Source organism: Rhodococcus sp. IEGM 1366, from assembly GCF_033142425.1.
GTDB classification, from domain to species: Bacteria; Actinomycetota; Actinomycetes; order Mycobacteriales; family Mycobacteriaceae; genus Rhodococcus_F; species Rhodococcus_F globerula.
Map to the genome: position 1 here is coordinate 407,641 of NZ_JAWLRZ010000004.1, position 17,608 is coordinate 425,248.

Genomic DNA, 17,608 nt, shown 5'->3' on the forward strand with positions numbered 1-17,608 from the left:
CTTTGTTCGGGTCAATCGCCCTTCACATTGACGATCTGACGCAGCGTGTGACGGATTTCCACCAAGTCCTTGGCATCGTCCATCACGACGTCGATGTCCTTGTACGCTCCCGGAATTTCGTCGAGAAACGCCTTCGAACGCTTGTACTCGATGCCGACCATGGCCTTGTCGAGGTCGTCGATCGTGAACGTCCGCCTTGCCTTGTTCCTGGCGTAGACGCGACCGGCGCCGTGCGGGCTGGACTTGAACGACGGCACGTTGCCCTTGCCGACCACAACGTAGCTGGCCGTTCCCATGGACCCTGGGATGAGTCCTGGCACGCCCACGTCGGCCTTGATCGCCCCCTTCCTGCTCAACCACACACCGCGGCCCATGTGGAATTCCTTCTGGGTGAAGTTGTGGTGGCAGTTGATCCTCTCGAGTTCCTCGACGACAGCCGGCCCGCCGTCGCCCATGAAGTACGCGAAGTCCTTCACCACCCGATCCATCATTTCCTCACGGTTCAACAGAGCAAAATGCTGCGCCCAGTTCAGATCGGTGATGTAACAGTCGAATTCGGGTGTCTTCTCGACCAGGTAGGCGAGATCCCGGTCGGGGAGGTCGATGTGCCAACGGGCGCACAGATCCTGCGCGACCTTGATGTGGTGCTGTGCGATCTTGTTGCCGACACCGCGGCTACCCGAGTGCAGGAACAGCCACACGCCGTCATTCTCGTCGAGGGTGACCTCGATGAAGTGATTGCCCGACCCCAGCGTTCCCAACTGGAAACGCCAGTTGTTCTTGAACTTGTCGTAGAAGGGCAGTCGATCACCGGCCATCGATTCGAGCTCTGCGATACGGGTTTGCGCCGTTGCGGTCAGTGTTTTGTTGTAGACACCGGCAGACAGGGGGACCGAGCGTTCGATACTGTGGCGAAGCGCGCTCAGATCGCGACCGGTCAGATCCTGAGAGTTGTACTGGGTTTTGACTGCGATCATTCCGCAGCCGATATCCACGCCGACGGCGGCAGGCATGATCGCGCCTTCGGTCGGGATGACCGAACCCACCGTCGCACCCGCACCGAGGTGCGCATCAGGCATCAATGCCAGATGTGGACGGACAAAAGGCATCTGGGACGTGCGCAACGCTTGCTCGCGAGTTTTCTCGTCGAGTATCGATGCCCAGTTCCACAGCCTTTCGGTGATCTTCTCCATCAGTTTTCTCCCACATAGTGCACGTCGAGGACCTGCTGGTCCTTGTGGTGTGCGGGATCAACCATGCGCGTCGAGAGGTGGTGTGTGCAACCGATTTTCAGGTCCGAAGACCGTCGGCAAGCTCGTAGATGCGGCCGACGTACTTCTCCTGGAAGGCTTTTCGGGCGGCTGCAGCTTGATGTTCTGCCCCCGCGTGCGTGTAGACGTACTCGAGATGGACCAAGCTTTCGCCGATGTCGACGCGGCGCTGATCGAGCACCGCCAGCTCCTCGACCAGCCGCGCCAACTCGCAGGTTGCGTCCGTTGTTTCGTCCATGGCGGTCCTCGATGTGCTCGTCGATACGTCCTGGTCCCAGGCTAGCACTCTTCGAACAGATATTCGAAGGTGAGTTTTGTCGTCAGCTGCCGGGGATGAAGCCCGGGTATACGAAGTGGCCCGGTCCACCGCCGGGGAGACCGGATCCGGACACGTTGGGCACATTGGCTTGGAGGCGAATCAATTTGTGCGGATTACCGTACTGATCGGCCTGCCAGCATCCGGTCAGAACTCCGTGAAATGCCGTGCACACAATGCGTGTGCTGGTGCCGAACGGTGACGTGAGCCGGTCTTGATTAACAAATGGATTCCAGTAATTCGGATTCTCTGGAGTGAGGAAATTCGAGTTGTCGAACGGTACCGATGGGCTCGGGTACGGAGGAATCGGCGGCCACTCGTCCTGGGCCTGCGCGATCGCCGTGCTGCCGAGGGTAACTGCTGCAACTGAAGCTGCGACGACGGCAGCTTGGGCGAAATGGCGCATTCGCGGTTTTGTCATCTGTCGAGAATAGGGGCGACGCCGCACATGACCGGGCGAATCCAGGCCACAGTTCAATGTCGAAATGGGCATCAACGTAGAAATGGGCAGAGCTACCAGCATGCGCTGGCGGCTCTGCCCATTTCCTTCCCCGAACTGAGTTAGCTCAAATTGCCGATCACATTGCCCAGGACTCCGCCGATGACGTTGGTCATCGACCCCTGCGGATCGGTGAGGGAGCCGAATACCTGACCCGATCCGGTGTTCACCGAACCGAAGCCCATGTCTTCGAGGCTGCCGGCGCCGGCCTCGACAGGATTCGGCTGCCGGATCGTGACGCACACGCCCATCGGGTTGATGTTCCAGTCGCCGGCCGCGAGCACGATGTTGGTGCCTGCGCCGCTGTCGAGCTGACTGCCGACAGTGGCATCATCGGGAACCTTGTAGGTGGTTTCCAGGGCGATGACGCCGCCGCCGGCCGTCGTCCACCCGCCGCCCTTGGCAACTACGGAAGTACCGTTGACGACGGCTGTGCCTGTGACATCTTCCCACTGTTGGTTTCCGATAAGCCATTTGACGTTAAGGCGAGCCTTGACCAACTGGAATCCTGCCGGGTGGAAGTCGCGGATCTGGTTGACGAGTGCTCCCGAACCCGACACTTTGGTGAGATAGGTGACCGTCTGCCCTGGTGCGACGGTGCCGTCTCCGACCACCTCTTTGCTGACGGTGTAAGGAAGTCCCCAGGAGCCGGCCCAATCATCGGTGACCGACTGGCTGAGCGCGCATGCGGGTGCGGCTTGTGCCACCGATGCTCCGAGTCCGACGGTGACGCCGGCGGCGAGGAGGACGAGAGACGTAGTGGTCGCTACTGCGTGGCGTAGTGAGCGGCGTGACATGTAGAACTCCATTCAGCGAAATGCAGCGGTCTTGTAGGTTCGAGCAAAAACTATAACCAGTTCTACTGGACCGACGTCCAGTTTTGGTGGGAATCGGAATATTGCCGGTATGCAACCGGACTTGTCGCTAATCGCCCACCTGCAAATGGGTAGTGCCGGGCCCTCAGAAGATTCGCAATCGTCGGGAATCGCTACTCGGGGAAGTGGCGGTGTCGATACAGCCGCCCATCCTCTGGAGTCTGCTGTCCGATTGACTAGCACATGAGGCACTGTTGTTCGAGCGAATGAATTGTTCGCGGTTTCGAACTCCGGGAGTAGGCGGAGTGAGCGTGATTCCATGCAGCAGTTCTCGTCGATTTGGCGTTTCTGGTCGCGCTGAGAGTCGTGAAGCTGAGAGTCGTGAATCAGTCTGGGACTTCTTCGCTGGTGTAAAGCTGCGCTGTTCCAACTGCTTCGTGCGCGGGGTCGATGTCAACTTGGTAGGCCGCAACGATTCGACAGACTTCGTTGTTGTAGTCGACAAGTCCCTCGACACGGATCATGTTCGGTCCCCAATTGAGCTCGACTGCCTGCATTTTGACACTCAGTTCGCCGTGGTCAGTCGATAGCATGAGGCTCGTGATCTCTGGTGACGGCATCCGATAGGGCTTGTCCTCAATCGCGAGAATGAGTAGGTAACGAACCATGGGGATCAAACTAGTGCAGTGAGGGGCGACCTGTGCCAGATCAGCTGGCCACCGATTGCCATTCGACGATCGTCAGCGCTGTCAAATGTCGAACAAGCATCAGCCTCGATCGAGACGGACTTTCCAATTTCGGAAGCTATAGTTCGACCCGTGGCCACCTTTGTATCCAACCTTGGAATCACAGTTGCCGATTGTCGGCGAATCATCGCAGATCCGATCCTGGACGGTAGCTCATTTATGCTCGACATCGATGGTGGCATCCAGAGTTTGGTTATAAGTTCCTTGTTGAGATCAAGGGACGAATTGACGGTTCAGTGTGAGGGTCGGTTCTGCTTTGTCACACTGCACCTGCCAGACGACGTCGATGCGGCAGCTCAGGCCACGATTCTCTACAAACGCCGTCCCTGAGGCTCGCTGACTACTCGGGTCCAGTTGTTCTGTCGAATTCCACAGGCCTCGAGTTATCAACAGGTGGGTTTTCTTTTGTTGGGGTGCGCGGTTGGTGGGGCACTGTGACGGGTGGGACGCGTTTTGCATGGGCGGGCGCGCGGGACCGGAACGGTGGGGGCTGTGATGGCGGGGAATATGGCGTTGGGGGCGCGCGGCGAGGATGTGGCTGCGGAGTTCCTGGTCGGTGCGGGTTTGGAGATTGTCGAACGGAATTGGCGGTGTCGGTACGGCGAGTTGGATGTTATTGCGACGGTTGATGATCGGATTGTTTTTGTCGAGGTGAAGACGCGTAGTGGGGTGGGGTACGGGTCGCCGGCGGAGGCTGTGACGTTTGCGAAGCGCCGCCGGATTCGGGTGTTGGCGTTGCAGTGGCTTGGTGATTCGGGTCGGTCGTGGTCGAAGGTGCGTTTTGATGTGGTGGCGGTGTTGATTCGCCGCGATCAAGATCCGGTGGTCGAGCATTTTGTGGATGCGTTCTGATGGCGTTGGGGCGGGCGCATTCGGTGGCGGTCAGTGGCGTCGACGGTCAGATCGTGGAGATCGAAGCGGATATCGGGCGTGGTTTGCCTGGTGTGCAGTTGGTGGGGTTGCCGGATACGGCGTTGCACGAGTCGCGGGATCGGATTCGGGCGGCGGTGACGAATTCGGGGGAGGAGTGGCCGGACAGCAAAGTAATTTTGGCGTTGTCTCCTGCGACGTTGCCAAAGGTGGGAAGTGTGTACGATCTTGCTCTTTCCTTGGCGGTGTTGGATGCGGCAAAGAAATTGCCGCGCAAGGAGTTACGCGAGACGATCTTTTTGGGTGAGTTGGCGTTGGATGGCCGGTTGCGGTCGGTGCGGGGTGTGTTGCCTGCGGTTCTGGCGGCGAAGCGTGCGGGTTGGGGGACGGTGGTGGTTCCGCGTCAGGCGATGGCTGAGGCGGGGTTGGTCAAGGGGATCGAGGTGCTCGGTGCCGGTGATCTGGCTTCGGTGCTCTCGTGGTTGCGGGGTGAGATTTTCCTGCCTGTTCCGGAGCCTTTCGAGCGGGCGGTGGAGGTGGGTGTGCGTGATCTCAGTGAGGTGGTGGGGCAGGCGGATGCACGCTGGGCTATCGAAGTGGCTGCGGCCGGTGCACATCATTTGATGTTGACGGGTCCGCCGGGAATCGGGAAGACGATGTTGGCTTCGCGGCTTCCGGGGATATTGCCGCCGCTGACGGAGTCGGAGGCTCTGGAGGTGACGGCGATTCATTCGGTGGCTGGCGTGTTGACGGCGGAGCATCCGTTGATCGACATGCCGCCGTTCATTGCGCCGCATCACAGTTCGTCGGTGAGTGCGTTGGTCGGTGGTGGTAGTGGCATGGCAAGGCCAGGCGCGGTGAGTAGGGCGCACCGCGGGGTGCTCTTCCTCGACGAGTGCGCGGAGATCGGCGTCAAAGTGCTCGAAGCCTTGCGAACACCGTTGGAAGACGGCGAAGTTCGGATAGCCCGACGTGACGGAGTCGCTCGGTACCCGGCACGTTTCCAGTTGATCTTGGCTGCAAATCCGTGTCCGTGTGCGCCGCCGCGTGACGCGGACTGCGTGTGTGCACCCGCGGCGAGGCGACGGTATCTGGGCAAACTGTCGGGACCACTACTCGATCGAGTCGATATTCGGGTGCGGATGCAGGCCGTTGCAACGGGTGCGTTGATCGACGAAGTAGGCGAGAGCACCGAAAGCGTCCGAACCCGAGTATCCGCGGCGCGTGATGCCGCGGCGGAACGCTGGAGTGACTACGGATGGCGGACCAATGCCGAAGTTCCGGGCCCAGCGCTGCGACAGAAGTTCCGACTCTCACGCGACGCTCTGGCGCCCGTCGAGCGTGCGCTCCGCAAAGGCGTGATCACTGCGCGAGGTGCTGATCGGGCTTTGAGAGTTGCCTGGACAGTTTCCGACTTGGCGGGTGAATCAACGCCGGGCCCCGATCAGGTTGCAACGGCACTCGATTTCCGAGACAGGGGATTTCAGTGAGCACACATGATCCGCGACAGCTGGCCTGGGCGTACTTGTCCGCGGTTGCACAGGGGCCGAGCGTTCACTTGGCCGCGTTGGTCGAGCACCTCGGCGTCGAGGAGACGGCACGGGCCGTGAAATCCAGGGATCTGCCGCCGTCATTGGAGGAGAAGACCCGGGCTCGGGCGCATATCGACACTGCGCAACGCGATCTGGACCTGATGGCGGCGATGGGAGGAAGGTTGGTAACTCCGGATTCCCCGGAATGGCCGTCGTGGCGACTTCTCCCGTTCAATGATCTCGACGTGGCAGCAGGTGAAGTCCCACCATTTGTTCTGTGGGTCTTGGGTTCTCGTGATCTGACGGAACTGACGGAGAGATCTGTCGCGATTGTCGGTACGAGGGCGTCGACGGCATACGGTGAGCACGTGACCGCTGAGATAGCCGGTGACTTGGCAGTGGACGGATGGACGGTGACGTCGGGCGCAGCTTTTGGTATTGACGGCGCAGCGCATCGAGCAGCAATGGGAGTAGGTGGCACCACGGTTGCTGTGTTGGCGTGCGGAGTGGACCGCGCCTACCCGTCCGGTCATGCTCGATTACTGCGCCAGATCGTGAGTTCCGGAGCGGTGGTGAGCGAATACCCGCCGGGGACTACTCCGGCCAAGTTCAGATTCCTTGCCCGGAATCGACTGGTCGCTGCGCTGTCCGACGGGGTGGTCGTGGTTGAAGCGGGATGGCGAAGTGGTGCGAGGAACACGGCTAATTGGGCGCGGAAATTAGGTCGCCCGGTAATGGCAGTGCCCGGACCGGTGACATCATCGTCGTCTGCCGGCTGTCACAGAATGATTCGTGAGGGAGAGGCATATCTTGTTGCGAACGCGGTCGACGTCGTAGAAGTTTCCGGACCGTTCGGTGTTCTGAATTCAGAGCAGGACGCTGCTGCGGTTCGCGACATCGACTCGTTGACCGGTAATTCTCGACTCGTGTACGAGGCATTACCAGGAAGCGGTTCACGAAGCACAAATGAGTTGTCCGAGGCATCTGGGCTGCTGATTTCCCAGGTTCGTGCAACACTTCCACTGCTCGAGTTGGAGGGTTTTATCGACTCTGACGGAAGCGGGTGGTTTCGTACGAAATAGGCGTTGTGCAGTGGGTCTATTTTTGGCGTGATGGTGTGATCGGTCATTTGCCAGATCGTTGGCACAATGTTGTGTAGCGTGTCGGTTGGTTCTTCGAAAGACTGTTTATCGGCACGTCAGAGCGGTGCGGTGGGGCGCTGCACCGAATGAGAGGGGCGGCAGTTCAGGTCGGACTGTGCGGTAGGTTACGAATGCCGCTCGCGTGTCTCAGGAATGTCTCAGGTTGATGTGCTGATTTGCCGATTAGTCAGTATCGTCCAGAAAGGTGCGGGTTTCCATGTCGCGCCCGGTGGTCGAAATAGATTGCGCGCCAATGCTGTAGCGCTGGATCGAGGTAACTCGATGTCGCTAACTTATCGTTAATGCAAACCGCCGAGTCTGTTCGGTTTGTTTTTCGGTTCTGTGGGCATCTTTGTTATTGCTATGGAATTCTGTGTATTGTGAAGCGAAAGCAAATCGATCATTGAAAGAGGAGTGCAATGGCTGAGAAGCTGATTCGGCAACTCATTGACGACCTTGATGGTAAGCCGATCGACGATGGCTTCGGTGATCGAATTGAGTTCTCGTACCAGGGAACCGATTATGTGATCGACCTCCGGGCAACCAATGCGGAGAAGTTCGACGCAGCAGTCAAGCCGTTCGTTGATGCTGCAGCCAAGGTATCTGCACGTCGCGGCAAGAAGGCGCAGCTCCCATCTACGCAGGCTACATCGGGTTCTGGGCGTTCCAAGGAGACACTGCAGGCTATTCGTGACTGGGCAGCGAAGAACGGTTACGAGGTCGCACCGCGCGGTCGTATCAAGGCAGAGATTATCGACGCATTCGATGCTGCTCACTAGAGCACATTGACCTTCGCTGGCACTTCACGGATTCCGTGGAGTGCCAGAGTTGTTTTTACTCTTTCTTTGCTGGCAGTACCTCCGAATGAGCGAGTTGATCGCTGAAGTGAGGAATTGTCCTTTCTTTGGCAAAGATTCTTCATTCGGGTTGGTCGGTTTTCAGTCGATTAATTAGGTCATCGGAATCGGTATGTATCGCTGAGCGACGCTCACTGGCGTGGGTTGTCTTGGAATCAGCTTTCGGCCGCTACGCTCGCCATCCTGTACTCTACTTAGGTAACACTAACTTTGGAAGGATGTGGCTGTGGCCAAGCCGACGACAACCCTGACAGTTTTGCGAACTCAGAAACTGACTCCACACATGGTCCGCGTGTTCCTGGGAGGTCCGGGATTCGACAACTTCGCACCTAGTGAGTTCAGTGATTCGTATGTGAAAATCGAATTCGAGACACCGGAAGGTCAGGCTCTTCGGACCTATACCATCCGAAGTTACGACAGTAGTGCTCGCGAGATCGCGATTGATTTTGTTGTTCACGGGGACATCGGGATCGCTGGACCGTGGGCCGCATCAGTGGAAGCGGGCGCCAAGATAACAATCCGTGGGCCCGGCGGTGCCTTCGCGCCGGCAGAATCAGCCGATTGGCACCTCTATGCAGGCGATGAAACCGCCATTCCGGCAATATCAGCTTCCGTCGAGAGACTTTCGGGCGACGCGATCGGGTATGTAGTCGTCGAAGTTGGTAGTGCCGACGACGAGATTGCTATCAATGCACCGAATGGTGTTTCTGTGAAGTGGGTCCATCGAGGTGCGTCCTCGGACGCTGTTTCAGATGAATCCGCAGGCGACAATTCGCCGATTGTCACAGCAGTGAGAAACCTCGAATGGTTGCCGGGAAATCCGCAGGTATTCATTCACGGCGAAGCGCAGGCTGTCATGCATAATCTGCGCGCCTACGTCCGGAAGGAACGTGGAGTGCCGGCAGGTTCCGCGTCGATCTCGGGCTACTGGCGGCGTGGGCGCACGGAAGAGGGATTCCGGGTGTGGAAGTCGGAACTCGCAGCGGTTGAACGTTAGTTCGCAGCATCGGCCTTGCGGGCGAACAGCGCCAACGAGAGGGCTGCGAGTAACCCGAATGTCGGTATTGCGATGGCCATCGGTACGGCGGTATCCGGGCCCGCGATACCGACTAGTGGTGACACTGCTGCAGCCAATCCGAACTGACCCGCGCCCATCAATGCGGAGCCGGTTCCGGCTGCAGCAGTGACCTCGCCTTGTGCGAGCGCTGTCGCGTTGCCCATGATAAATCCGATGCTGGATACCGAAACGAACAGCGGAATGAGTAACGCGGCCGGGCTGGTTGAGCTGAAAAGCGCTGCAGTACAAAATAATACAGCTCCTGAGATTGTCAGCAGAGCAACTCCGAAGTTCAAGAGGGTGCGTGCGCTCAGGCGGCCGAGCAACCTCGCTGTGATTGTCGCCGCCACAACCATTCCCACTGCGTTGACCGCAAACACCATCGAAAACTGTGAAGGGGTCAATCCCAGGACGTTCTGCACGACAAACGGTGAAGCGGCGATGTAGGAGAACAGGGCGCCGAACCCGAATATGAAGGCCAGCGCGTAGCCGAGATAACGACGGTTTCCGGTGACATAGCCTAGGTTGGCGACGAGCGCCTTCAACCCGCCGCCGTGTCGACGCTCTGGCGGCAATGTTTCCGGAACGAGTGTGAGCACCCCGGCAACCATGACTGCGCCTGCGGCTGTCAGCACCCAGAAGATGCCTCGCCAACCAACCGGACCGAGCAGTACTCCACCGAGCAGTGGGGCAACGACTGGAGCGACGCCGCCGATGATCATCATGATGCTGAACAGTTTTGCCGCTCCGTTGCCACGGGCGCGATCGGCGATGCACGCGCGTGCGAGCACGATCGCAGCCCCGCCACTGAGGCCCTGGATCAGACGTGCACCGATCAGGAATTCGATGTTGGGTGCTAGAGCGCATGCCGCGCTTGCCAGCGTGGTGATCGCCGCGGCGCCGAGCAGAAGGCGTCGACGCCCTATTCCGTCGGAGATCGGTCCGATGATCAGCTGGCCGATTCCCAGTCCGGCCATGAATGTTGTCAGCGTCAATTGGACACTGGCGGCGGATGTATCGAGTGACTCGGCCATGATGGGAAGTCCTGGCAGATACATGTCGGTCGACAGTGGCGCTATTGCTGAAATCAGGGCAAGGATGCATAGCATTTTCAAGGGAATTGCTCGGTTCACCGGCCAACCCTATCGGCGAGGGTGCTTGAAGTTTCACGCGAGGCAGGCAACCTTATGAAGATGAGTGACGAATTACCGCGAGCGCTGTCGATCCACCTCGACGCGTATGCGGAGCACCTGAGGCTGGGGCGTGGACGGTCGGAGCACACCATCCGTGCGTACGTCGGCGATGCACGCTCGCTGTTGGAACACCTTGCTGCGCAGTCGACTGGAACCGATCTGGATGCTCTGGACCTTCGGGTGCTTCGTTCCTGGTTGGCACAGCAGTCCGCTGCCGGGACCGCGCGGACAACGGTGGCACGCCGCGCGTCGTCGGCGCGCGGATTCACCGCATGGCTTGCGCGGACCGCGCGCATCGAGGTTGATCCCGGGGTGCGACTCGCTGCGCCACCAGCTAGACGAACGTTGCCAGTCGTCTTACGTCAGAATCAGGCGATCGAGGCGATGGAAGCGGCGGAAAGTGGAGCGCAACAACACGATCCGATAGCTCTACGTGACCGGCTCATCGTGGAATTGTTGTACTCCACAGGAATTCGAGTCGGAGAACTGTGCGGCCTCGACATCGAATCGGTAGATGCGAACCGTCGATTGTTGCGAGTGCTCGGCAAGGGAAACAAAGAGCGTTCGGTGCCCTACGGCGTGCCGGCCGAATCGGCCATCGAACAATGGCTCAGGGTTGGCAGGCCACTGTTGGCATCGGAAAAATCGGGTAGTGCGCTGCTGCTGGGAAAGCGCGGCGGGCGGCTCGATCAACGCCAGGCGCGGTCGGTGGTGCACGAAACCGTCTCAGCTGTTCCGGGAGCGCCCGATCTATCGCCGCACGGTTTGCGGCATTCGGCAGCGACACATTTGCTGGAAGGTGGAGCTGACCTACGTGTCGTACAAGAGCTGTTGGGACACGCGAGTCTGGCGACTACTCAGTTGTACACCCACGTCTCGGTGGAGCGTCTGCGTGCAGTCCACGACCAGGCGCATCCGCGAGCCTGAAAAGCTCGTCGAACGAGAGTTCCTCCGAGCCATTTGGTAGCGTCGAGACTCGGAAGGGCGGACCATCGGCACGGTTGGCACAATCGCGCTGCACCGCTCGTTGCTACGCAATATCCGGGGGAATTGTGAATCGCACAGATGTCGAACACCTGCCACAGACCGGGGAACCGGCGTGGATTGCCGAAGTCGCTCCGGTTGTAGCTGCGCCCGCCGCGCCGCCCGAAGCGCGAGTGTGGCCGCAGGATTCCTGGTCGGCCCCGCCCCCGGTTTCGAACCAGATGAGCCAACAGCAAGTTACCAATCAAGATTTGGTAGCTGAAGCATTACTGAAGCGGTCCCGGCGAACGCCTCGCGGCGGGTGGCGACGTGGTGTTCACCGCGCGACCGGCGGATACGTCAACCTGGGGGAGTCCACCTCGGACCAGCGTCAACGCGCGTTGGTCGAGCGAATTGAACAACCGATACGGAACGACTACCGGATTGCACTCCTTTCCCTCAAGGGCGGCGTCGGAAAGACGACAGTCACCGTGGGTCTTGGATCGACCTTTGCTTCTCTTCGCGGAGATTGTGTTGTTGCCGTCGACGCCAACCCGGATTTCGGAACGCTGGGACAGCGCGTGCCGCTCCAAACCCGTTCAACTGTGCGCGATCTGATTGCATCGAGACCGGATATCAAGAGCTACTCGGACGTGCGCGCCCACACCTCCCAGGCGCCCAGTCGGCTCGAAGTTCTCGCGAGTGAACAGGATCCTGCGATCTCCGAGGCGTTCAGTGAGGACGACTATCGCCAGGTCATCGACATCCTGCAGGTGTACTACAACATCATCCTCACCGATTGCGGCACCGGCATCATGCATTCGGCCATGTCCGGGGTGCTCGATCTGGCCAACTCGCTGGTCCTGGTCAGCTCGCCCGCAGTTGACGGTGCAAGAAGTGCTGCCGCCACTCTGGACTGGCTGCAACTACACGGATACGGGCATTTGGTGGAACGAACCGTAGTTGTCATCAGCGCCGCTCGGCCGGGTTCGAGCGTCATCGACATGGACGCGCTCACTGACTACTTCATGCGACGGTGCCGAGCGGTGACGGTTGTGCCATTCGACGAGCATCTCGCCGAGGGGTCGGTCATGGACCTGGAACTGCTCCGTCCGGCAACCAAGCGGGCCTTCATGGAGCTGGCCGCGATGGTGGCGGATGATTTTGCCGATGCGGCGGGCCGTCACGCTGTTGCTGAGTGGCGCTGAGCGTTCCCTAGCGTCCCAGCGGTTTGAGTCGCAGCGGCCGGTCATGGATAAGGCCGAGCGGATCCAGGTAGGTGCGATCGCGTCGTAGCCCCCAATGGAGACAGGCGGCAACAGCGCAGCCTTCGTGCCCGGGCTCGAGAGTGCCGATCACCGTCCCGAGGCCAACGCGGTCGCCCGCCGATACCACTGCGGTGACAGGTTCGTATGTGGTGCGCAATCCGCCGATGTGGTCGATGGACACCACTGGTTTGCCGGCAACCTGTCCGGCGAACACCACAACCCCGGGTCCGGCGGCAACTACGGCCTGTCCGGTCGAACCGGCCAGGTCGACCCCGCGATGTCCGGGCAACCAGTTCTTTTCGGGGTTGTCGAAGGTCCTTTCCACTCGCGGCCATGGCATGAGTGGCCAATCGAATCGGTCTGCGGCGTCGGCGAGAGTCGGCCCGGCGCCGATCGTCACGGCAGTAACTCCGCACAGCACCAGGATTGTCCGGCGGATGGAATTCACTAGGGGCATCACTTCAGCCTGCACTGCGCGTTCGCCGTGAAGGTGCAGATCAGGATGGTTTTCCACAGGTTCGGATTCCATCCACAGGTTTGATTCGGCACTGGTGTTGTAGTGCTGGTTATGGCATTGCGAGGCAAGGACGTACACTTGTCGAGCGGTCTGTGTTCGCACAGTCCGACTTCGCGCGCCCGCGCACGTTTTTTCGGCCTTCGGCTGGTCCTGTATTTCCGGATACGGGTCCGACGGCCGTGTGGGCGCCAGGGCGCAGTGCCACCGGCACCGCGCAGCAACCGAATGTGAAAGAGAGAACAACAATGCCTGTTGTAACTATGCGACAGATGCTTGACAGCGGTACCCACTTCGGGCACCAGACCCGTCGTTGGAACCCGAAGATGAAGCGTTTCATCTTGACCGACCGCAACGGCATCTACATCATCGACCTCCAGCAGACGCTGACGTACATCGACAAGGCGTACGAGTTCGTCAAGGAGACCGTTGCCCACGGCGGCACCGTCCTCTTCGTCGGCACCAAGAAGCAGGCGCAGGAATCCATCGCTTCTGAGGCAACCCGCGTCGGGATGCCTTACGTCAACCAGCGCTGGCTCGGCGGCATGCTCACCAACTTCACCACCGTCCACAAGCGTCTCATCCGCCTCAAGGAGCTCGAGGCAATGGAGCAGACCGGTGGATTCGAAGGTCGCACCAAGAAGGAAATCCTCATGCTCACGCGTGAGATGACCAAGCTGGATCGCACCCTCGGTGGTATCCGCGACATGGCCAAGGTTCCTTCCGCTGTGTGGGTTGTCGACACCAACAAGGAGCACCTGGCAGTTGCCGAGGCTCGCAAGCTGAACATCCCGGTCATCGCGATCCTGGACACCAACTGCGATCCTGACCTCGTCGACTACCCGATCCCGGGCAACGACGACGCGATTCGCTCCGCAGCGCTGCTCACCAAGGTTGTCGCTTCCGCTGTGGCCGAAGGCCTGCAGGCGCGTGCCGGACTGAGCGCCGACAAGGACGCGAAGCCCGAGACCGGCGCTGGCGAGCCCCTCGCAGAGTGGGAGCAGGAACTGCTTTCACAGGCAGCTCCCGCCGCAGAAGCAGCTCCGGCTGCTGAAGCCCCCGCTGCAGAGGCTGAGGCCCCCGCCGCAGAGGCACCGGCCACCGAGGCCTGATTCGTCGAAACCGGCCCTGACCAGAGTTCCTGTGGTCAGGGCCGTTTCACCGTTAGGCCCGTGCTTCATATTTAGTCCCTGGTCCGAAACAGACATATGAGGAGGCTCGCTAACCATGGCGAACTACACCGCCGCTGACGTCAAGCGGCTCCGTGAGCTCACCGGCTCCGGAATGATGGCGTGCAAGAACGCACTCGTAGAATCCGATGGCGATTTCGACAAGGCTGTCGAGCAGTTGCGCATCAAGGGTGCAAAGGATGTCGGAAAGCGCGCAGAGCGCACCACGGCTGAGGGTCTCGTTGTCGCCAAGGACGGCGTCATGATCGAGATCAACTGCGAGACCGACTTCGTTGCCAAGAACGAAGAGTTCATCAAGCTGGCCGACGAGATCGTGACCGTCGCCGCTGCAGGTAAGCCTGCTGACCTCGCTGCCCTCAAGGCACTCGAGCTCGACGGCAAGACCATCGAGACCGTCATCGCCGAGCAGTCCGCGAAGATCGGCGAGAAGCTCGAACTGAGCCGCGTCGCAACATTCGACGGCCCCGTTGCCGTGTACCTGCACAAGCGCAGCTCCGACTTGCCGCCCGCTGTCGGCGTTCTCGTCGAGTACACCGGTGAAGGCGACGCTGCTGCTGAGGCCGCTCGCGGCGCTGCAATGCAGGTCGCAGCACTCAAGGCCAAGTACGTCACGCGTGACGAGGTTCCCGAGGAGATCGTCGCTTCCGAGCGTCACATCGCCGAAGAGACCGCCCGCGCAGAAGGCAAGCCCGAGCAGGCTCTGCCGAAGATCATCGAAGGCCGCGTCAACGGTTTCTTCAAGGACGTCGTACTGACCGAGCAGTCTTCGGTTACGGATTCCAAGAAGACCGTCAAGGCGATCCTCGACGAGAACGGCGTGACCATCAAGCGCTTCGTGCGTTTCGAGGTCGGCGCCTCCGCTTAATCCGGAGCCCGTGCACATGGACCCCGCCAGAAGAGCAATGCTCATCCGGCGGGGTCTACGTGTACCTGGGGCCTCCGATGAGGCAGGATAAGAGTGCCTTCGGGAGCAGTCCCGGAAGATTGTTGTGTCGCCGGATCAAGTCGGCGATCGAATAAGGACTTATGGCCTACGGGTCTTGTATCGAACTGAGGAGAACAATGTCCGAACCAGCCAACGAACGTCCAGGATTCAAGCGGGTCCTGCTCAAACTCGGCGGCGAAATGTTCGGAGGCGGCAAGGTCGGACTCGACCCCGACGTGGTCACGAAGGTGGCTGAACAAATCGCGGAGGTCGTTCGATCAGGCGTGCAGGTAGCTGTGGTCATCGGCGGCGGTAACTTCTTCCGCGGCGCCGAACTGCAGCAGCGCGGACTCGACCGCGCGCGTTCCGATTACATGGGCATGCTCGGCACGGTCATGAACTGCCTGGCTCTGCAGGATTTCCTGGAGAAGGAAGGCGTCGACACCCGAGTGCAGACCGCGATCACGATGGGACAGGTTGCCGAGCCGTACCTGCCCCTGCGCGCACGCAGGCACCTCGAGAAGGGTCGCGTTGTCATCTTCGGTGCGGGTATGGGAATGCCGTATTTCTCCACCGACACCACCGCCGCGCAGCGCGCTCTGGAAATCGGTGCCGAGGTTGTTCTGATGGCAAAGGGCGTCGACGGCGTTTTCACCGCGGACCCGCGTCTCGATCCGACGGCAACGATGTACGACCAGATCACGCACCGCGAGGTCATCGAGCGGGAACTCAAGGTTGCCGACGCCACTGCGTTCAGCCTGTGCATGGACAACTCGATGCCGATCATGGTGTTCAACCTTCTTACCGAGGGCAATATCGCACGTGCGGTGTCCGGTGAGAAGATCGGAACACTGGTCAAGTCGTGAGCGACTCCCACGATCCGCTCGAAAATTCGACAGTGAACGACATGAATCAGAACGACATGGAGGAACAGCCGTGATTGATGAAGCGCTCTTCGAAGCCGAAGAAAAGATGGAAAAGGCTGTCGCGGTAGCCAAGGACGATCTCGGCTCGGTACGCACCGGCCGCGCTAACCCGGGCATGTTCTCTCGTATCGTGATCGACTACTACGGTTCGATCACTCCGATCACGCAGCTCGCGAGCATCAACGTTCCCGAGGCGCGCATGGTGATCGTGAAGCCGTACGAGTCTTCACAGCTGAACGCCATCGAGACGGCCATCCGCAACTCGGACCTCGGCGTCAACCCGTCCAACGACGGCAGCATCATTCGCATTTCGGTTCCGCAGCTCACGGAAGAGCGTCGTCGCGAGCTCGTGAAGCAGGCCAAGTCGAAGGGTGAGGATTCCAAGGTCACGCTCCGCAACATTCGTCGCAAGGCGATGGACGAGCTCAGCCGGATCCAGAAGGACGGCGATGCAGGCGAGGACGAAGTCGGCCGCGCAGAGAAGGAACTCGACAAGACCACGGCCAAGTACGTGCACACTGTCGAGGAACTGGTCAAGCACAAGGAATCGGAGTTGATGGAGGTCTAGACCTCCTCGCTTTCGTGTTTGTCGGTCGGTAGCAGATCAGGGAGTTTGGGTGCACGCACAAGAGGGAACCGCCGGCGGTCCCGTCACGGACGGGCCGACGGGGGGCGCTGTTGGCGCGCAGCCGCCGAAGTCGAAGGCGGGCAGGAATCTTCCTGCCGCCATCGGCGTCGGAGTTGGTCTCGGCGCATTGGTTATCGGGACATTGATCTTCCTGCCACCGGGCTGGATTGCCGTCGTGGCGATTGCGATGTTCATCGCGACGTGGGAAGTTGCGACACGGCTTCGGGAAGCGGACATCGAAGTTCCACGGATCCCGTTGCTTGTCGGCGGTCAGGCAACGATCTGGCTCGGCTGGCCATGGGGCCCGGTTGGCGTGATCGGCGCTTTTACCGCCACGGTTCTGGTGTGCATGGTGTGGCGCCTTTTCGATCACGGACTCAAAGCCACTCCGAAGAACTTCCTGCGGGACACGTCGATCACGGTGTTCGTGTTGGCGTGGATCCCGCTCTTGGCGTCGTTCGGCGCTCTGATGGTTCTCGAAGACGACGGACCCGGTCGCGTGTTCGTCCTCATGATCGGCGTCGTGTGTTCCGACGTCGGTGGCTACGCCGCAGGCGTTCTGTTCGGGAAGCACCCCATGGTCCCGGCGGTCAGCCCGAAGAAATCCTGGGAGGGTTTCGCGGGGTCGATGATCTTCTGCGTAATCGGCAGCCTGCTGTCGGTGACGCTGATTCTCGACGCCAATTCGATGATCGGTGTCCTGCTCGGCGTTGTTCTGGTCATCGTCGCCACGGTCGGTGACCTCATCGAGTCGCAGGTCAAGCGCGAACTCGGAATCAAGGACATGGGCACGCTCCTGCCCGGTCACGGCGGCATCATGGACCGTCTGGACTCGCTGTTACCGTCCGCATTCGTGACCTGGTTGATCCTGTACGCACTCGTGTGATCGAACGCAG

The 17,608-nt window shown here is 60.1% G+C and carries 20 protein-coding genes; 13 read left to right on the forward strand and 7 right to left on the reverse strand.

The features are described 5' to 3' along the window. Positions 1 to 11: 11 nt before the first annotated feature. From R4P64_RS14650 to R4P64_RS14670, 5 genes are all read right to left on the reverse strand, one after another. Positions 12 to 1,193 carry an RtcB family protein gene (locus R4P64_RS14650; protein ID WP_317821386.1) on the reverse strand — a complete coding sequence of 394 codons (1,182 nt, stop codon included), beginning with the start codon at positions 1,191 to 1,193 and terminating at the stop codon, positions 12 to 14. A gap of 97 nt (positions 1,194 to 1,290) precedes the next feature. Further along, entirely contained in the window at positions 1,291 to 1,509 is a 219-nt protein-coding gene (locus R4P64_RS14655; protein ID WP_033236535.1) for a hypothetical protein, read from the reverse strand. 82 nt (positions 1,510 to 1,591) lie between these two features. Then, positions 1,592 to 2,008, reverse strand: a complete 417-nt coding sequence (locus tag R4P64_RS14660) for a hypothetical protein (RefSeq protein ID WP_033236534.1) — start codon at positions 2,006 to 2,008, stop codon at positions 1,592 to 1,594. 140 nt (positions 2,009 to 2,148) lie between these two features. After that, on the reverse strand, positions 2,149 to 2,883 hold the full coding sequence (locus R4P64_RS14665; RefSeq protein WP_033236606.1) for a hypothetical protein: 735 nt from the start codon (positions 2,881 to 2,883) through the stop codon (positions 2,149 to 2,151). Positions 2,884 to 3,287: 404 nt separating this feature from the next. Continuing rightward, positions 3,288 to 3,569, reverse strand: a complete 282-nt coding sequence (locus R4P64_RS14670) for a hypothetical protein (RefSeq protein ID WP_033236533.1) — start codon at positions 3,567 to 3,569, stop codon at positions 3,288 to 3,290. A gap of 150 nt (positions 3,570 to 3,719) precedes the next feature. On the opposite strand from R4P64_RS14670, the gene R4P64_RS14675 reads away from it, so the two are divergent. From R4P64_RS14675 to R4P64_RS14700, 6 genes are all read left to right on the forward strand, one after another. Next, complete coding sequence (locus R4P64_RS14675; protein ID WP_141486072.1) at positions 3,720 to 3,977, forward strand: hypothetical protein; 258 nt, start codon at positions 3,720 to 3,722, stop codon at positions 3,975 to 3,977. A gap of 165 nt (positions 3,978 to 4,142) precedes the next feature. Beyond that, complete coding sequence (locus tag R4P64_RS14680; protein WP_033236531.1) at positions 4,143 to 4,499, forward strand: YraN family protein; 357 nt, start codon at positions 4,143 to 4,145, stop codon at positions 4,497 to 4,499. Beyond that, positions 4,499 to 6,007: a YifB family Mg chelatase-like AAA ATPase gene (locus tag R4P64_RS14685; protein ID WP_033236530.1), complete on the forward strand. Its 1,509-nt coding sequence runs from the start codon at positions 4,499 to 4,501 to the stop codon at positions 6,005 to 6,007. The genes R4P64_RS14680 and R4P64_RS14685 overlap by 1 nt, the downstream gene beginning before the upstream one ends. Beyond that, the gene (gene dprA / locus R4P64_RS14690) at positions 6,004 to 7,131 is read left to right on the forward strand and encodes a DNA-processing protein DprA (RefSeq protein ID WP_033236529.1); all 1,128 of its coding nucleotides are present in this window, start codon (positions 6,004 to 6,006) and stop codon (positions 7,129 to 7,131) included. The genes R4P64_RS14685 and dprA overlap by 4 nt, the downstream gene beginning before the upstream one ends. A gap of 479 nt (positions 7,132 to 7,610) precedes the next feature. Beyond that, positions 7,611 to 7,970 (forward strand): histone-like nucleoid-structuring protein Lsr2, encoded by a 360-nt coding sequence (locus R4P64_RS14695; RefSeq protein WP_033236528.1) that lies wholly within the window; start codon positions 7,611 to 7,613, stop codon positions 7,968 to 7,970. A 304-nt stretch (positions 7,971 to 8,274) separates the two neighbouring features. Then, complete coding sequence (locus R4P64_RS14700; protein WP_033236527.1) at positions 8,275 to 9,045, forward strand: siderophore-interacting protein; 771 nt, start codon at positions 8,275 to 8,277, stop codon at positions 9,043 to 9,045. Here R4P64_RS14700 and R4P64_RS14705 read toward each other — a convergent pair. Beyond that, positions 9,042 to 10,214 (reverse strand): multidrug effflux MFS transporter, encoded by a 1,173-nt coding sequence (locus tag R4P64_RS14705; protein ID WP_141486206.1) that lies wholly within the window; start codon positions 10,212 to 10,214, stop codon positions 9,042 to 9,044. The genes R4P64_RS14700 and R4P64_RS14705 overlap by 4 nt on opposite strands. Positions 10,215 to 10,292: 78 nt before the next feature. On the opposite strand from R4P64_RS14705, the gene R4P64_RS14710 reads away from it, so the two are divergent. Further along, a complete protein-coding gene (locus tag R4P64_RS14710) occupies positions 10,293 to 11,225 on the forward strand; it encodes a tyrosine recombinase XerC (protein ID WP_317821393.1) in 933 nt (310 codons plus the stop codon). Between the two features lie 278 nt (positions 11,226 to 11,503). Beyond that, positions 11,504 to 12,469 (forward strand): MinD/ParA family protein, encoded by a 966-nt coding sequence (locus R4P64_RS14715; RefSeq protein ID WP_371851314.1) that lies wholly within the window; start codon positions 11,504 to 11,506, stop codon positions 12,467 to 12,469. A gap of 7 nt (positions 12,470 to 12,476) precedes the next feature. Here R4P64_RS14715 and R4P64_RS14720 read toward each other — a convergent pair whose 3' ends face one another. Continuing rightward, on the reverse strand, positions 12,477 to 12,986 hold the full coding sequence (locus R4P64_RS14720; protein WP_411742677.1) for a M23 family metallopeptidase: 510 nt from the start codon (positions 12,984 to 12,986) through the stop codon (positions 12,477 to 12,479). Positions 12,987 to 13,291: 305 nt separating this feature from the next. Between R4P64_RS14720 and rpsB the strand changes: the two genes are divergently transcribed. From rpsB to R4P64_RS14745, 5 genes are all read left to right on the forward strand, one after another. Beyond that, the gene (rpsB, locus tag R4P64_RS14725; RefSeq protein ID WP_033236523.1) at positions 13,292 to 14,155 is read left to right on the forward strand and encodes a 30S ribosomal protein S2; all 864 of its coding nucleotides are present in this window, start codon (positions 13,292 to 13,294) and stop codon (positions 14,153 to 14,155) included. A gap of 115 nt (positions 14,156 to 14,270) precedes the next feature. Continuing rightward, positions 14,271 to 15,098, forward strand: a complete 828-nt coding sequence (gene tsf / locus R4P64_RS14730; RefSeq protein WP_033236522.1) for a translation elongation factor Ts — start codon at positions 14,271 to 14,273, stop codon at positions 15,096 to 15,098. A gap of 197 nt (positions 15,099 to 15,295) precedes the next feature. Beyond that, complete coding sequence (gene pyrH / locus R4P64_RS14735; protein ID WP_033236521.1) at positions 15,296 to 16,024, forward strand: UMP kinase; 729 nt, start codon at positions 15,296 to 15,298, stop codon at positions 16,022 to 16,024. Positions 16,025 to 16,094: 70 nt separating this feature from the next. Next, complete coding sequence (gene frr / locus R4P64_RS14740) at positions 16,095 to 16,652, forward strand: ribosome recycling factor (RefSeq protein WP_033236520.1); 558 nt, start codon at positions 16,095 to 16,097, stop codon at positions 16,650 to 16,652. Between the two features lie 49 nt (positions 16,653 to 16,701). After that, complete coding sequence (locus R4P64_RS14745; RefSeq protein ID WP_033236519.1) at positions 16,702 to 17,598, forward strand: phosphatidate cytidylyltransferase; 897 nt, start codon at positions 16,702 to 16,704, stop codon at positions 17,596 to 17,598. Positions 17,599 to 17,608: the final 10 nt, after the last annotated feature.

What these genes read in the sequence shown, in the direction of transcription:
- R4P64_RS14650 (WP_317821386.1), bottom strand. Translation starts at nt 1,193, where the DNA reads ATGGAGAAGATCACCGAAAGGCTGTGGAACTGGGCATCGATACTCGAC.
- R4P64_RS14655 (WP_033236535.1), bottom strand. Translation starts at nt 1,509, where the DNA reads ATGGACGAAACAACGGACGCAACCTGCGAGTTGGCGCGGCTGGTCGAG.
- R4P64_RS14660 (WP_033236534.1), bottom strand. Translation starts at nt 2,008, where the DNA reads ATGACAAAACCGCGAATGCGCCATTTCGCCCAAGCTGCCGTCGTCGCA.
- R4P64_RS14665 (WP_033236606.1), bottom strand. Translation starts at nt 2,883, where the DNA reads ATGTCACGCCGCTCACTACGCCACGCAGTAGCGACCACTACGTCTCTC.
- R4P64_RS14670 (WP_033236533.1), bottom strand. Translation starts at nt 3,569, where the DNA reads ATGGTTCGTTACCTACTCATTCTCGCGATTGAGGACAAGCCCTATCGG.
- R4P64_RS14680 (WP_033236531.1), top strand. Translation starts at nt 4,143, where the DNA reads ATGGCGGGGAATATGGCGTTGGGGGCGCGCGGCGAGGATGTGGCTGCG.
- R4P64_RS14685 (WP_033236530.1), top strand. Translation starts at nt 4,499, where the DNA reads ATGGCGTTGGGGCGGGCGCATTCGGTGGCGGTCAGTGGCGTCGACGGT.
- R4P64_RS14695 (WP_033236528.1), top strand. Translation starts at nt 7,611, where the DNA reads ATGGCTGAGAAGCTGATTCGGCAACTCATTGACGACCTTGATGGTAAG.
- R4P64_RS14705 (WP_141486206.1), bottom strand. Translation starts at nt 10,214, where the DNA reads ATGCTATGCATCCTTGCCCTGATTTCAGCAATAGCGCCACTGTCGACC.
- R4P64_RS14710 (WP_317821393.1), top strand. Translation starts at nt 10,293, where the DNA reads ATGAAGATGAGTGACGAATTACCGCGAGCGCTGTCGATCCACCTCGAC.
- R4P64_RS14715 (WP_371851314.1), top strand. Translation starts at nt 11,504, where the DNA reads ATGAGCCAACAGCAAGTTACCAATCAAGATTTGGTAGCTGAAGCATTA.
- R4P64_RS14720 (WP_411742677.1), bottom strand. Translation starts at nt 12,986, where the DNA reads ATGCCCCTAGTGAATTCCATCCGCCGGACAATCCTGGTGCTGTGCGGA.
- rpsB (WP_033236523.1), top strand. Translation starts at nt 13,292, where the DNA reads ATGCCTGTTGTAACTATGCGACAGATGCTTGACAGCGGTACCCACTTC.
- tsf (WP_033236522.1), top strand. Translation starts at nt 14,271, where the DNA reads ATGGCGAACTACACCGCCGCTGACGTCAAGCGGCTCCGTGAGCTCACC.
- pyrH (WP_033236521.1), top strand. Translation starts at nt 15,296, where the DNA reads ATGTCCGAACCAGCCAACGAACGTCCAGGATTCAAGCGGGTCCTGCTC.